This window comes from Streptomyces sp. NPDC014861 (genome assembly GCF_043081625.1).
Lineage (GTDB): Bacteria > Actinomycetota > Actinomycetes > Streptomycetales > Streptomycetaceae > Streptomyces.
The window spans coordinates 1-15,100 of record NZ_JBIBWV010000009.1 but is presented as its reverse complement, the minus strand read 5'-3'; the positions used below and the strand labels follow the sequence as shown (position 1 = coordinate 15,100).

Below are 15,100 nucleotides of genomic sequence, written 5' to 3'. Positions count from 1 at the left end.
ACCACGGCTGATTTTCGGGCGACTTCACGCACTGCCCGGAGAAGCTCAGTCGTCACTCAGCGTGGCCCCGTCACAGAACCTGAGCCAAAACCGCTTCTGACCTACGCAGCCTCCGCTCGTGCGGAGATGGTTCCTGCGCCGAAGGCCTCGCCCCTGGGGGATGGTCTTCTGGCCGGTTCCTCGTGTCGGCGTTCGACGAGCTGCTCCTTGTGGGTGTTGGGTTGTTCGAGGCTCGGTCGCTTGGGTCGCTGTTCAGTGCCCGGGGAGGGTGGGTGGTTTGTCTGCTCCGGTTCCTGCCGCTACCAGACCACCCAAGAATCCCTCTTCCCCACTGCGGACCAGGGAGTCTCCTTCTAGTCTTGTGGTCTGCTGAGCCGAGTAGAACCGTATGGATGATCATTGGGACGTGAGTACTGATTATTGGGTGGTCCTCGAGGGCTCCGAGAGGGACCAGTGGCGTTATGCCCCATTCCAGACCATTGGGCCATTGGGCTTTGGAATGAGTCGGGAGAACGCCGTCGCCGCCATGGCAGGGCAGGGCTTCACTGCGAAGCAGCACAACATGGGGAGCTGGCACCTGACGGGCCGCACGGAATGGCGAGTTGCGTTCTTCAAGCCGCAGCCGACCTGGAGTCGGCCAGCAGTGAAGTGCTACTTCGTCGAAGGCGCTGGACTGACGTGCGTGCTGGTGGATGGACGGCTCGGTCCACAGATCACTCACGAGGGGATCCGTCTGATCGGCCGGGTTCCGTCGGAGCTTCTGGAGGACATGGAGTCCTACGCGGACCGGCATGACGTGGGGCTCCGGTCGACCGGAGGCGGCGAGCTGGTCGTCGATGGCTTCGAGATTGAGCTGGGCGCACAGCGGGCCGGCGACACTGTGGTGACCTGGGCACTCTTCTGCAATCCGGGAGAGATCGCGGGCACCTCATGGGACGTTGCCCCCGCGGAAGTCTGGCACCACTGGTAGCACGCCTGAGCGCAAGCCCAACCTGGCTCCTGCCGCCAACAACGCGGAGGGCTGGACCCACAGGGTCCAGCCCTCCGCCATGACAGGGGCAAGGCCCTGGCCGCGACTTGTCAGGGAGGCGACCCGGGCCCGCGACAACCAAGTTGTCGACACCCCAGCCCCGATCCCGGCGGACACTCCGCCCGGCCTCGCCCGGTCACCCGATCAGTGGCTCCCGATCCCGCCGAAGCGGCTTCCAGACTCACCGAAGAACACCGGCCTCGGGCGAGTACACCCCCGCCACGAACGGCTTACACCCGTTCTGGTTCACACTGAAGCAGCGGCTCTCATATGACCCGACAAAATCAGCCCCGCCGGGGGCGGTGTGCACTAGGCAGACGCCGAGGCCGCCGGAGAGCCAGGTGACTCTCGGCGCCGGATTCCCGGTGAGCCTGGCGAGCAGGGGCGGCCGACCGCGATCAGCCGGCCGGTGTCAGGGACGGAGGCGACCGGCCCGGAACTCTGGGCCGTCGCCATGCCGATCCGATCCCGGCTGGCACCGGCAGCACGCCGACCGGCACCGGCACCGGCCGCGCGCTGGCCGTCACCGTCACCGTCACGGGCACCGGCGCCGGCAGTGAGCCCGCCGTCAGCGCGCTGGCCGACATCGACATCGCAACCGACACCGGCGCGGGCGGCGTGCCGCCCGATGCCGCCCCGCGGCGGGCAGTCCCCGTAAGGCCCGGCAGCGCAGCCCTCAGCCGGCCTGAAGCGCGGGACACACCCACCCCCGCCGGGAGCTGACCCGCATCCTCGTCCCCGCTTGCGCGGCTCCCGGCGGCACTGCCGTGCCCGGGGCCCTGGGCACGGCGGGTCACCGCGCCGACGGCCGGGGTTTGAGCTGGTGGAGGGTGTAGCCGTTGCGTGCGGGATCGAGGGACTTGGTGCTCTGCTTGAACAGGTACTCGGCTCGTTCGTAGGACAGGCGCCGGCGGCCGGTGTCCGGGCAGAGATCCGCCGGCGCGGGTGTCCGGGCCGGTCCGGGCCGCCGGTCGGTGAGGAAGACCGGGCCCCGTGTCCGGCCGTCCAGGAGCCGGGGCAGGAGCGCGGCGGTACGGGAGCACCAGCTCAGCCGGCCGCGCGCCGTGCGTGCGCTGCGCTCGTCCAGGTCCAGGTCCTCGACGTCGAGTGCCAGGACGGTCTTCACTCCGGCCGCGGACTCGTGCAGGAGGCTCCACAGGGTCCGTTCGCGCAACGGCAGGTCGCTGCGGCCGAAGAGCGCTTCGAGCGGCGGGCGGTCCAGCGCCCGGGAGCCGGGGCGGGTGTCGGCCCGGCGTTCCAGCCCGGCCGCGAGGTCGCCGAGCGAGGCCCAGGTGCCGAACGAGCGGACGGCCGAACGGTGCCGGTTCCAGGTACTGGCCGCGGCCCCCGCCCAGGCGGTCGTAAACGTCTGCGCCACCTGCTCGGCGGTCAGCGCGGCCAGCGGCAGCTGCCCGCCGAGGGTGAGGCACAGACGCCGCAGCGTCTGCCCGTAGGAGTGGAGCGTCGCGGCGTCCAGGTCGTCACGGCCCAGGAAATCGTGCGCGGCCTGCGCGAGCGTCGGAAGACAGACAGCGCCGGCGGGCGTGATCGCCTGCGCACGGCGGTGCAGGAAGGCACGCTCGGAGGCGTTGCCGGTGAGCGTTGCGGCCCGGTGGAACTCCAGCCGCGCCTCCTCTTTCCGGCCCAGGCGCAGCAGCAGATCCCCCCTGACGCCGGGCAGAAGGTGGTAGTCGCGCAGAGCCGGATCAGTGAGCAGGGAATCGACCAAATCGAGGCCCGCCTGCGGACCGTGGGCCATGCCGAGTGCCACCGCCCGGTTGAGCTGCACGACCGGTGTCGGAAGCAGCCGGACCAGCGCCCCGTACAGCTCCGCGATCCGTGTCCAGTCGGTGTCCTCGGCGGTACGCGCCTGGGCATGGCTCACGGCGATCGCCGCCTGCAGCAGGTACGGGCCGGGTGTTCCCCCGATCTCTCTGGCCCGCAGCATCGCGGTGAAGCCGCGGCGGATGAGCAGCTGGTCCCAGCGGCCCCGGTTCTGCTCGTGCAGCAGGACGGGCTCGCCGGCCGGGCCGGTGCGCGCGGCCGAGCGCGAGGCCTGGATTTCCATCAGCGCGACCAAGGCGTGGACCTCGGCCTCCCCGGGCGCCGACTCGGCCAGCAGCCGCCCCAGCCGCAGGGCTTCGAGACAGAGACCGGGCCGCATCAGATCGTCGCCGGAGGTCGCGGAGTACCCCTCGTTGAAGATCAGGTAGATGACCTCCAGCACGGAGGAGAGCCGCCCGGCCAGCTCCGCGCCCTCCGGCAGGTCGATCGGCACCCGCAGCTCGGCCAGGGTCCGCTTGGCAGCGGCGATACGCTGGGTGATCACCGCCCCGGTGACCAGGAAGGCCCGTGCGATCTCCTCGGTCGTCAGACCGCCGAGCAGACGCAGCGTCAGCACGACCCGGGCCTCGGCCGGCAGCACCGGATGGCAGGAGACGAGCATCAGCCGCAGGACGTCGTCCTGTTCGCGGTCCTGCTGCTGTTCGAGCCGTTGGGCGAGCTGCTCCTGTTTGCGCGTCAGCAGCTCGGAGCGGCGGATGTGGTCGACGGCCCGCCGTCTGGCGGTGGTCGTCAGCCACGCGGCGGGGTTGTCGGGCACACCCGAAGCGGGCCACTGCTCCAGTGCGGCGACGAGCGCGTCCTGAGCCAGTTCCTCGGCGAGCCCGACGTCACGGACCATCCGCGTGAGTCCGGCGACGATCCTGGCCGATTCGAGTTTCCAGACCGCGTCGACGGTGCGATGGACCTCGGGCGCAGACACAGACCCGATGACAGCACGAGCCCCGGCTCACCCGCAACCCGCGCCCCGGCTCACCCGCATCCCGGGCGTACACCCCGCCGCATCCCGGGGGTACGGCCCCCGGGTCGCGGCGACGGTCCGGCTCAGGGGCCGAAGACCTGCTGGACCATGCTCTCGCCGTCTCCGACGATCCTTCGGAAGCGCCGGGCCAGTTCGATCGCCTCCTCCCTGGACCGGACCTCGATCAGCGCGAAACCGGCCACGGCCTCCTTGGCCTCGGCGAACGGCCCGTCCGTGACCGTGATCTCGTCGCCGGCCGAGCGGACCAGGACGCCTCCCGGCTCCAGGCCGCCGGTGGCCAGCAGTGAACCGGCGGCCGTCAGCTCCTCGATGAACCTGCCCATCTCGGCGTACAGCTTCTCGTCGGGGACGGTGGCGGAAGGCCTGGTCGTCATCAGATAGCGCACGGGGATCCCTCTTCTCTTCTCGTGCCGGGACGCCGGGACGGTGAATCACGGCGGCCTCTGTCCACCCTCACGTCGAACGGGCTCATGTGACAGGGAATTCCACCATTCCCTGTCACATCGCTCCTTCGACGTGAAGGCAAGCACCGAACGAACACGACGAGCCGGAGGCACCCGATGACCACCCTCGACCACCGCACCCCCACCACGTCCACCACCCCCACCACGTCCACCGCGACGGGCACCCCGGCCGCCGCCCGGTCCACGACCCGCCGCCTGCTCACCGCCGCGGTGGTCGCCTCGCCCCTGTGGGCGGTCGTGGCCCTGACACAGGCCGCCACCCGGGAAGGCTTCGACATCACCCGCCATCCCCTGAGCGCCCTGAGCAACGGCTCTCTCGGCTGGCTCCAGATCACCAACTTCCTTGCCGTGGGCGCCCTGCTCGTCCTCGGAGCGACCGGCCTTCGCCGGGCCCTTGACGGCACCCCCGGAAGCACCTGGGCACCCCGACTGGTACGGGTGTCGGGCATCGGCATGATCGCGGCGGGCGTGTTCGTCATGGACCCGGCGGACGGCTTCCCGGTGGGCACCCCCTACGGAATGCCCACCGCACTCACCTGGCACAGCTACGCCCATTTCGCCGCGGGCGCGGTCACCTTCCTCTCGATGATCGCCGCCTGCTACGTCCTGGCCCGCCACTTCAGCCGCACCGCCCACCGCGGCTGCGCCGTCCTCGCCCGTACGGGCGGCACAGCTCTTCTGCTCGGCAACGCCTGGTCGATGAGCGGCGGCAGGGCGGGCAGCCTGACGCTGGCCGTGGGCGTCATGGCCGCGATGTTCACGATCTCCCTGATCGCCGCCCGCTACCGCCGCAGCCACTGAGTTCGACACGGACAGTGGCGCGCGCTTCCCGGCAAGCCACCCCGGCCGCGACGCTCCCGCCACCCGAAGCGTTGACGATCACTACACCGCAGCAACCCACCGTCCGGCCGCGCAGCACCACCACGAAACACGGCGGTCACCCTCGCCAAGGCCGGCCGGGGCCCTGGGCAACGGCCGAGTGGGCCCGAGTGCCTCAGCGGGCAGGGCTCGGCGTCGGGGCCGGCCGCAGGACGGCACACGCGCATGCGCCCAGAGACGTCCGCGTGCGAGCACCGATCGCGTGAACCCCCGGCACGCGTCGGCGAGGCGGGCGGCCAGGACCAGGACCAGGACCAGGACCAGGACCAGGACCAGGACCAGGACCAGGACCAGGACCAGGACCAGGACCGGGGCCGGGAATTCCGGTCCCGCGGTGCAGCATCGGGTGGCTCTGGATCGCACGGGCCGGCTGCTGCTTCCACGTCATCTCGTGCCTGGCCTGGTCCCGGCGTCGCCGGGACTTGTCTTTCCTGCCGGTGCTGCCTCGTTCGTAGCACGGGGTCATCGTTGCCAAAGCCAGTTGAGGTGCGGCCCTTGGTGGGGAAGGGTCTGTGGTCATGGAGTACTTCTGCTACCACCGTGACCGGCCCGGCTCCCTCGCGTTGCGCGAGGAGTTGCTGGAAGAGCACTGGTCCTACATGGACCGGTACACGAAGGAGCTGATCGCTCGCGGCCCGACCTTCGCTGATGATGGTGAAACACCCACCGGCAGCGTGCACATCGTCGATCTGCCCGATCCCGCCGCTGCCCGCGCGTTCGCCTTCGACGAGCCCAATTACCAGGCTGGCGCGTACCGGGATGTGCTGCTGCGCCGGTGGCACAACGTGCTGGGGCGCTCAATGTGGGATTTCCCCGGTGGCCCGACCGGTGGCAACCGGTACCTGGTGCTCGGTCTCGGCGAGGGTCCGGCCGCTGATCTTGTCCTGCCGTTCGACCGGGACGAGCTGGTCGCGTACGGGCCACTGCTGTCCGACGACGGCGACACCTGGCTGGGCACGGTGGTGTTGCTCAGGGCCCCGGATCCGGACATGGCGCGAGCCGTTCTGACTGCGGACCGGTACGTGGACATCGAGTTCCACGACTGGGAGTTCGGCGGGCGCCGATGAGCTGTGCAGGCACCGGGTGGTTGATGTCGTCCCCGGTACGCATCGACCTGGTACAGGAGTGGTGACGGTGGTGCTGCGGGCGGTACCGCTGGTGGGCGGGCCGGTGGAATTGCGGGGCGTGCTGGACCTGGAGACCACGCAGGCAGGTGTGATGCCGCGCCGGTTGCCCGCGTGGACCAAGGAGCAGTACCAGGATCCGTCGGTCTACGGGGCGACCGTGATGCCCTCTGGGGTGCGGCTGGTGTTCCGCACCGATGCGCGCGCATTGGAGTTCGAAGTACTCACCTCCACCGGTCAGCTTGACTCCGACCTCCACCCTCGCCCGACCGGGATGCTGGAGTTGGTGCTGGACGGCGTCCTGGCCGGCCGTCAGCAGGCGCCGGTGGGCAACGTACTGCGGATGGCGGGCCCTGGGGCCGTACAGCGACTCATCCCGGGTGAGCCTGCGACCGTACGGTTCGCCGGGCTGCCGGCCGGCATGAAGGACGTCGAGTTGTGGCTGCCGCAGCAGACCCCCACGGAACTGGTATCCCTGCGCGCTGACGGCGAGGTGCTGGCACCCCTGCCGGACGGGCGGCGCCGCTGGGTACACCACGGCAGTTCCATCAGCCACTGCATCGAGGCCGACGGCCCGACCGGCACCTGGCCGGTGGTCGCGGCCGCGCACGGCGGCGTGGAGGTGATCAATCTCAGCCAGGCGGGCAATGCACTGCTGGATCCCTACGTCGCCCGTACCATCCGGGACCTGCCCGCCGACCTGATCAGCCTCAAGGTAGGCATCAACATCGTGAGCCTGTCCGCCTTCCGGCTGCGGACGTTCGGACCGGCGGTGCACGGATTCCTGGACACGATCCGGGACGGACACCCGGACACCCCGCTGCTGCTGATCTCTCCGGTGAGCTGTCCGGCTCTGGAGGAGGCTCCTGGTCCGACCGCGACGGGCCCGGACGGCAGGCTCGCTGCCCTGGGCGACCCGGCCGATGTGGCCGCCGGGGCTTTGTCGCTGGCGGTGGTCCGCGCCGAGCTGGCCCGCATCGCTGCGGCACGACAGGCGTCCGATCCCCACCTCCACCATCTTGACGGACGCGAGCTCCTCGGCCCGGACGAGGCAGATGACCTACCCGACGGCCTTCACCCCACCGCCTCCGCGTACCGTCGCATGGGCATGCGCTTCGCCGCCCACGCCTTCGCAACCGACGGACCCTTCCGCTGAGTGGGCTGGGCCACGCCTTGCACCCGGCCTTGTCAAGCTCTGTGGGCGGCGGTCAGCGCCGGAGTGAGCTCCGCCCGGGCGGCCGTCACCGGGTATGCCGGGCCCCGTGCGCCCCCCGCGTCCGCCCCCGGCCCCCTCCCGGCCGGGGGCGGACGCGTATGGCCCCCGGACGGGGTCAGCCGCGTCGGGCGGAGCTGCGGGCCCCCTGTGCCCGGCTGCACGTCGCTTCCCCCTCCTGCACGTGCAGCCGGCCCCGCCCGCGCCCCGTCTCGGCATCCCCCGCGGACGCGGTGCCCGCCGCGTAGCGGGCCGTATGGGTCTCCAGCGCGGTCAGCGGGACGGCGGCGCGCAAGGCGTACGGGGCGAGACCGGAGGCGACCCGTTCGCAGATCGTAAGCGGCGTTCACCGGGCCGAACCGGTCCGCGAGTGTGTCCGACGGTCGCCGCAGCACAAAGGCCGTGCGGGAGTGATGAGTCGTCATGCGGGGGTTCCGGCAAACCGCGCGCATCGCAGTGGGCGGACCCTCCCGGGCGATGGGAGTGCAGGGGTACGTCCTAGGATCACCGCCATGCCCGCCGCCATGCCCATCGCCATCGACCTTCCCACACCGGACGTTCTGCGCCATCACTGGGCGGTCGCCGCAGCTGTTTACGCAGTCTGGTTCGAGGATGCCAGGGTGGGGGCAGACGGTCACCGCTGGGTGTACGGCGATGGTGGCGGCAGCTGGGTGGTCCTGACTCGTCTCGACGGCGACCGCTGCCGTCCTCGTCGGCAACGACCGGACCTGCTCCGAAACGTATTTCCGCTTCGGAGCACAGAACGGTCTGGGTGAGGTCGCCCTCCTCGCCAGCCTCCCCGCGTGGGCGGCGTCGGGCATCCCCTCAGGCCTCGTCGGCCCTGTCGGGTTCGTCTACGCGTACACGGACGGCTGCTGGTGGCGGGCGTCCCACGACGCCGCCGACGGCTTCGCCCGCCTTGCCCCGCCGATGCTGGGAGACGACCAACTGCTCGGCTTCGTCGTCTCCTACGTCGCGGACAGCTATGCCTGGGAGTACGCCGATGAGGACGACGACACCGACTACGCCAAGGTCGATTCCAAGGCGCTGGCCGCGGCAGTCGCGGCGGGCCCCGACCTCACACGCGACCAGCTTCGGGCGCTCGCGCCGTTCCCGGCACTCGACCTCGACCGCGGCATCGCCGCCGCGGCAGCTTTCCGCACCCCGTGACGCGGCCGACTCCGCGTCAAGCCAGGCCACGGAGGCGCGACCCCGGCCTGGCCGCTCCAGCCTGCTCCTCCTCGCTGCGGTGACCGGTCGCTCCTCGACCGGCCCCGGCGCGCCCCGGGGCCGCGGCGCGCGCCCAGGGCCTCGCTGGTGTGAGGTCGCGGAAGGGGGGTAGGCGGACGGTCGAGCGCATTCGACTCCCCGGGACGAGCGGCTGCTCCCTGCACGCGCGGGGATGGCCCTGCGGGACTTGACGTGATCCTCCCGGCCCGGCTCTGCTTCCCGCGCCCGCGGGGATGGTCCCGTCCTCGCTCTGCACACCACCGAGGCGACCAGCTGTTCCCCGCGCCCGCAGGGATGGGTCTGTCCCTCGCGGTTGCCAGGGCCGCGACACCGGCCTGTTCCCCATGACTGTGGGGATGGCTCTCTGTGGGTGTTGTTGTCGGTGGTCGTGGTGAGTGGGGGAGTGGTCATGGTGGTCGCTCGCTACCGAGTTCACCATGCTCGGGGGTATTCACCACCATGCTCACCACCGAACTCACCATGTCCGGGGGTGCTCAGCGCGGGGCTCACCACAGTGCTCACCATGGGTGGCCCCTGGGGGTGGTTTGTCTGTTTCGGTGAAAGTTGCTTGGGGGCGTGCCGGCGTCGGGTAGAACTGCTGGTCAGGAAGTCTGCTCCCCGCGTACGCGGGGATGGTCCGGACGGCATCCGCTCGGTGTCCCTGGCGCTGGGCTGCTCCCCGCGCCCGCGGGGATGGTCCCCGCTCCATCTACAACGCGGTGAGGCAGTTCGACTGCTCCCCGCGCGCGGGGATGGCCCCCAGCCGAACGAGGTCTACGACGGCGGAGATCCCTGCTCCCCCGCACGCGCGGGGATGGCCCCTTCAGCAGGCCCAGCGACGACTTGCCGCCGCCCTGCTCCCCGCCCCTGCGGGGATGGTCCCGGCAACGCCGACTTCCGGTGCACGGAGACCCCGCTGCTCCCTGCGCCCGTGGGGAGCCCTCGTCGCCGGTATCAGCCGCGGTGGCGGCTGCCCGTTCGGGAGGGGTGCGGCTTGAACGCAGGACCATGTGGGGCCAAGGATGGGCTGCACTTCTCGGGGGAGCTCTTCTGCCCGGAGGTCGGCGCGATGTTTGCTGGTCCGCATGGTGGGTTGGGTCGGTTCGTCGGTCGTTTGGATCGCGGTGGTCGACGGACGTGGTGAGCGGGAGCGGTCAACGGGTGACTCACCACCGCACTCACCATGGACCTCACCACGGTTGCTTCCTGCGCCGGCGGGGATGGCCCCGACGCCGATTTCCCCCCGGGGGGCCTCAGACCGATTCCTCGTGTCGGCGTTCGACGAGCTGCTCCCCGCACGTGTGAGGTTGTTGGGTTCTCGGTCGCTTGGGTCGCTGTTCAGCGCCTGGGGCGTGGGCGATTTGTCCGTTTCGGTGAAAGTTGCTTGGGAGCGGGCCGGCTGTGGGCAGAATTGCAGGTCAGGAAGGCTGCTCCCCGCGCCTGCGGGGATGGTCCCTCGCGGACATGTCCGGCGGCCGTGTCCAGTTCCTGCTCCCCGCGCCTGCGGGGATGGTCCCACAGGGAGCCGCGGAAGGCCGAAGGCGAGGAGCTGCTCCCCGCGCCTGCGGGGATGGTTTCTCGAACAACGTGATCCTCGGGAACGCCTCGTCCTGCTCCCCGCCCGCGCGGGGATGGTCCCCACTGGGCCTGGTACCTGGGCCACCACTACTCCTGCTCCCCGCTCGCGCGGGGATGGTCCCGCGGCTCTCGAGCCGGCGGCCCTCACCACACACTGCTCCCCGCGCGGCGCTGCTTCCCGCCCGCGCGGGGGTGGTCCCATGGCCTTCGCCGCGGCAGCCAACGGTGCGGTCTGCTTCCCGCCCGCGTGGGGATGGCCCCGTCGACCGCGCCAGCGCCGAGCTCATCGCCGTCTGCTCCCCGCGCCTGCGGGGATGGCCCCGCCTGCGCCGCCGGGCTGGTCGCCACCTGCAACTGCTCCCCGCATGCGCGGGGATGGCCCCAGGCTGGGGGTTCGGGCACGAGGTCTCGGTACTGCTCCCGTGTACGTGGGGATGGCCCCAGGTAGGCGAGTGCCGGGTCCCGTAGTACAGCTGCTCCCCGCGTACGCGGGGGTGGTGTTGTGGGGTTCTTCGCCGCTTCGGGGGGGGCAGGCCCTGTCCCCGCCCGTGTGTGGATGGCCCCTCGTGACCCACCACCAGGAGCACGCCGACGTCCTGCTCCCCGCGCCCGCGGGGATGGCCCCGTCATGCTCCCGGACCTGTCCGGCATGGCCATCTGCTCTCCGCGTACGCGGGGATGGTCCCAGCTCGTCCGCCTCCAGAGTCGGCACCGGCGGCTGCTCCCCGCCCGCGCGGGGATGGCCCCAGCTCCGTGAGCGCCAACGCGGCACCCAACTGCTGCTCCCCGCGCGCGGGGATGGCCCCAACGTCCACGTCTGCCCGTGGTGCATGAGCCGCTGCTCCCCGCGCGCGCGGGGATGGCCCCGGGGTGTACGGCGCCGGATCGGCCACGGCGGGCTGCTCCCCGCCCACGCGGGGATGGCCCCACGACGGCCGCTGCGCCCTGTGCCGGCAGGAACTGCTCCCCGCACGCGCGGGATGGCCCCGCCGCGAGGACGCCGACGGTCCGTCCCTCCTCCTGTTCCCCGCCCCCGCAGGATGGCCCCGTGGCGGGCGAGGCCGGCGTCGCGCTGTGGGCCTGCTCCCCGCGCTCGGGGATGGCCCCTGACGTCGATATCAGCGGCCCACTCGCCCCGACCGTTCCTTATGTGTCGGGGGTGTTCGGGGCTTGGTCGCTTGGGTCGCTGTTCGGTGGCGGCGGGGGAGGAGTGGGTGTTTTGTCTGTTTCGGTGAAAGTTGCTTGAGAGCGGGCCGGTGTCGGGTAGAACTGCTGGTCAGGACTGCTCCCCGCATGCGCGGGGATGGTCCCCACGACGGCAACGACACCAACCCGTACCTCTACTGCTCTCCGCCCGCGCGGGGATGGTCCCTACAGGGCGAACCGCCGGGCCGACGGCACGGGCTGCTCTCCGCTCGCGCAGGGATGGTGCCGCCTACGATCGGACGAACGAGCCGAACGAGGTCTGCTCCCCGCTCGCGCGGGGATGGCCCCAGGGCCGTGTAGTCGTTGGTCTGGAACTTCGTCTGCTCCCCGCCCGCGCGGGGATGGCCCCGGCGCCCACCCGTACCGGCCGGCCATCACCTGCTGCTCCCTGCCCGCGCGGGGATGGCCCCTGCGACGGCATCGACCCGGCGTCCTGCCTCACCTGCTCCCTGCCCGCGCGGGGATGGACCCACGCAGGCGGACATCGACTTCGCTGTCATCGACTGCTCCCCGCGCCTGCGGGGATGGCCCCACCAAGATGTGCTCGGGCGCCAAGGCGGTCATCTGCTCCACGCGCCCGCGGGGATGGCCGACGACCCGCTCGACCAGTGCGGCCCGGGCTGCTCCCCGCGCCCGCGGGGATGGTCCCGTCGGACACCGGTCCGCCGTCGCCGAACTCGGCTGCTCCCCGCACGCGCGGGGATGGTCCCGAGATTCGCCTGATCGGCCAGGGCGCAGGTAACTGCTCCCCGCCCGCGCGGGGATGGCCCGATCGTGACGGAGGACCGTGCTGGTGCGATGACCTGTTCCCTGCGCCTGCGGGGATGGTCCCTTCGGTCAGATCGGGTGGCGGTACGGCGCCAACTGCTCCCCACGCACGCGGGGATGGTCCCTCGGTGGTGGTGGGGGCGGGGCGGAAGTCCATCTGCTCCCCGCGCACGCGGGGATTGCCCCGCCTCCAGGTGCTGGATAACGCGAGAGATCTGCTGCTCCCCGCCCGCGCGGGGATGGCCCCGGCGTGAACGTCGAGCTGGGGGTGGGGTAGTGCTGCTCCCCGCGTCCGCGGGGATGGTCCCCACTGGGCCTGGTACCTGGGCCACCACTACTCCTGCTCCCCGCTCGCGCGGGGATGGCCCCGAGGCTGCGATGTTCGCCGCCCGTACAAGGTCTGGTCCCCGCCCGCGCGGGGATGGTCCCGGCACCGGCCGGCCGGAGCCCGTCCTCACCACCTGTTCCCCGTGCGCGCGGGGATGGTCCCTGCCCGCCCGGCCCTGTACGAGGTCATCGAGACCGGCTGCTCCCGGCGCCTGCGGGGATGGCACCAGGGCTCCACATCCACGGCCTGGTCGTCGAGCCTGCTCCCTGCCGGCGCGGTGGGGATGGCCCCGCTCCCCACCCCACCCTGCCCAGCCCAGCCCAGGCAGGTCAGCTGCTCCCCGCGCCCGCGGGGATGGCCCCCGCTGAGCCACCGGTCCTCCTCGTCGCTACCGCTGCTCCCCGCGCCCGCGGGGATGGCCCCATGAGGTCGATCCGGCTCGAGGATCTGCTCCTCTGCTCCCCGCGCCCGCGGGGATGGCCCCAGGACGCCGACATCGTGATCCTGCTGCACCGCCTGCTCCCCGTGCACGCGGGGATGGCCCCCCGGTTCCCATTGCACCTGCGGAAGGGGTGCCTGCTCCCCGTGCACGCGGGGATGGTCCTCAGGGGACGGTCGTGGACGTCTGCGAGAACGGCTGCTCCCCGCGCCTGCGGGGATGGTCCCCAGGCCCGGACGGAGATCCGGTAGGCCCGCTGCTGCTCCCCGCGCCCGCGGGATGGTCCCCTCGGCCGCCGCCGCGCGGCCTGACCAAGGAGCTGCTCCCCGCGTCTGCGGGGATGGCCCCCGTCACCGAACTCCGCACCGGAACCGACGGCTCTGCTCCCCGCGCCCGCGGGGATGGCCCCGCCATCAGCCGGAACGTGAGCGCCTTCACCGTCTGCTCCCCGCTCCAGCGGGGATGGTTCTGGTGACGAGGAGCTCGGCCTGGGCTTTGCCAGGTGCTGCCGCCTGCGCGGGGATTCCCGCACCGCCTCGGGCGTCCGCAGCCGGTCGGATCTGTCCCCGTTTTCGCGGGGATGTTCGGGTCTCAGTCGCTTGGGTCGCTGTTGTCGGTGAGTGCCGTGGTGTGTGGGGGAGCGGGTACTGGGTTCCTGGCCGTGCGCTCCTCGTGGTGCTCACGAGTGGGTGGTTCTCCAGAGCCGCAGGGGTGTTTTGTCTGTTTCGGTGAAAGTTGCTCGGGAGCGTGTAGTCGTCGGGTAGAACTGCAGGTCAGGAAGTCTGCTCCCCGCACGCGCGGGGATGGCCCGTTCCCGCGCTTGAGGGCGGCCGGGATCGGGAGCTGCTCCCCGCACGCGCGGGGATGGCCCCCCGAGCCGCCTCGCGGCCGAGGCCGTCGCCCGCTGCTCCCCGCACGCGCGGGGATGGCCCCCACGAGTCGGTGCCGACGAGGGTGCCGTCCATCTGCTCCCCGCACGCGCGGGGATGGCCCCACGCTTCCTGACTTCGGACTCGAAGTTGGGATCTGCTCCCCGCACGCGCGGGGATGGCCCCCACTAACTTGCTCCCCCGATCTGACCCGGTCACTGCTCCCCGCACGCGCGGGGATGGCCCCACGTTCCCGGTGCCGGAGCCGCGGAAGTAGGTCTGCTCCCCGCACGCGCGGGGATGGCCCCCTGGCCGGCCTCTTCCAGCTCAGGACCCCGGACTGCTCCCCGCACGCGCGCGGGATGGCCCCGTCGGCGCCACGGTCCGCGTCCGGGTTCTTGCCTGCTCCCCGCACGCGCGGGGATGGCCCCTGGCCGGGGCCGGTGAACTGGTCGTTCTGGGACTGCTCCCCGCACGCGCGGGGATGGTCCCTGGCCGAGGAGGTCGGAGTCGGGGTCGTAGATCTGCTCCCCGCGCACGCGGGGATGGTCCCGTTGAGGACGGCGACGGCTGCGCCGAGCGCGCCTGCTCCCCGCGCACGCGGGGATGGTCCCCAGTCCCAATGGGTATAGGCGTAGATCACACTCTGCTCCCCGCGCACGCGGGGATGGTCCTGCACGTGGTGCACCGACCGGCCCAAGGGATGCCTGCTCCCCGCGCACGCGGGGATGGTCCCTGGGTTCAGAAACCGCCGTATCGGCGTGGTGGCTGCTCCCCGCGCGCGCGGGGATGGTCCCGGATACGCCGAGCGCCTGAAGTCGGCGAAGGACTGCTCCCCGCGCCCGCGGGGATGGTCCCACGCTGCGCCTCCTCACGCTCTGCTCTCCGCGCGTGTGGGGATGGTTCTGGGGCTGAACGTGGGCGTCTTGTCTTTCGTCCTGTCAGGGTTTGTGTGACGGCAAGCTGCTCGTCGAGCCGGCGTCGGCCACTTTCTGTGGCTGTCGCGCGCTGTGTGGGGGTGGTTCGGGAGCCGGTTGGGGTTCGAACCGGTCCGTGGGTAGGGGTGGCCCTCTGCAGTACGGGGAGGAGTCGCCGGCCGGCCGCTCCTCCCGGCCCGGGATGGCTCTCAGGGCTGTCGTTGTGGTCGC

At 71.6% G+C, this 15,100-nt stretch carries 7 protein-coding genes; 5 read left to right on the top strand and 2 right to left on the bottom strand.

Going from position 1 to position 15,100, the window contains the following annotated elements; genetic code table 11:
- The first annotated feature begins 406 nt into the window (after positions 1–406).
- The gene (locus ACF1BN_RS20115; RefSeq protein WP_392332931.1) at positions 407–970 is read left to right on the top strand and encodes a hypothetical protein; all 564 of its coding nucleotides are present in this window, start codon (positions 407–409) and stop codon (positions 968–970) included.
- A gap of 853 nt (positions 971–1,823) precedes the next feature.
- Here the strand turns inward: ACF1BN_RS20115 and ACF1BN_RS20110 are convergent.
- Both ACF1BN_RS20110 and ACF1BN_RS20105 read right to left on the bottom strand, forming a co-directional pair.
- Positions 1,824–3,794, bottom strand: a complete 1,971-nt coding sequence (locus ACF1BN_RS20110; RefSeq protein ID WP_392332930.1) for a sigma-70 family RNA polymerase sigma factor — start codon at positions 3,792–3,794, stop codon at positions 1,824–1,826.
- A 122-nt stretch (positions 3,795–3,916) separates the two neighbouring features.
- Positions 3,917–4,240 carry a YciI family protein gene (locus ACF1BN_RS20105; protein ID WP_392332929.1) on the bottom strand — a complete coding sequence of 108 codons (324 nt, stop codon included), beginning with the start codon at positions 4,238–4,240 and terminating at the stop codon, positions 3,917–3,919.
- A 174-nt stretch (positions 4,241–4,414) separates the two neighbouring features.
- Here ACF1BN_RS20105 and ACF1BN_RS20100 point away from each other — a divergent pair, with 174 nt between their 5' ends.
- The 4 genes from ACF1BN_RS20100 (at position 4,415) to ACF1BN_RS20085 (ending at position 8,704) form a co-directional block, all read left to right on the top strand.
- The gene (locus tag ACF1BN_RS20100; protein WP_392332928.1) at positions 4,415–5,119 is read left to right on the top strand and encodes a DUF998 domain-containing protein; all 705 of its coding nucleotides are present in this window, start codon (positions 4,415–4,417) and stop codon (positions 5,117–5,119) included.
- Positions 5,120–5,715: 596 nt separating this feature from the next.
- Positions 5,716–6,264, top strand: coding sequence for a YciI family protein (locus ACF1BN_RS20095; RefSeq protein WP_392332927.1), 549 nt, complete (start codon positions 5,716–5,718; stop codon positions 6,262–6,264).
- Between the two features lie 61 nt (positions 6,265–6,325).
- Positions 6,326–7,477, top strand: coding sequence for a GDSL-type esterase/lipase family protein (locus ACF1BN_RS20090; RefSeq protein WP_392332926.1), 1,152 nt, complete (start codon positions 6,326–6,328; stop codon positions 7,475–7,477).
- A 987-nt stretch (positions 7,478–8,464) separates the two neighbouring features.
- Positions 8,465–8,704 carry a hypothetical protein gene (locus tag ACF1BN_RS20085; protein WP_392332925.1) on the top strand — a complete coding sequence of 80 codons (240 nt, stop codon included), beginning with the start codon at positions 8,465–8,467 and terminating at the stop codon, positions 8,702–8,704.
- Positions 8,705–15,100: the final 6,396 nt, after the last annotated feature.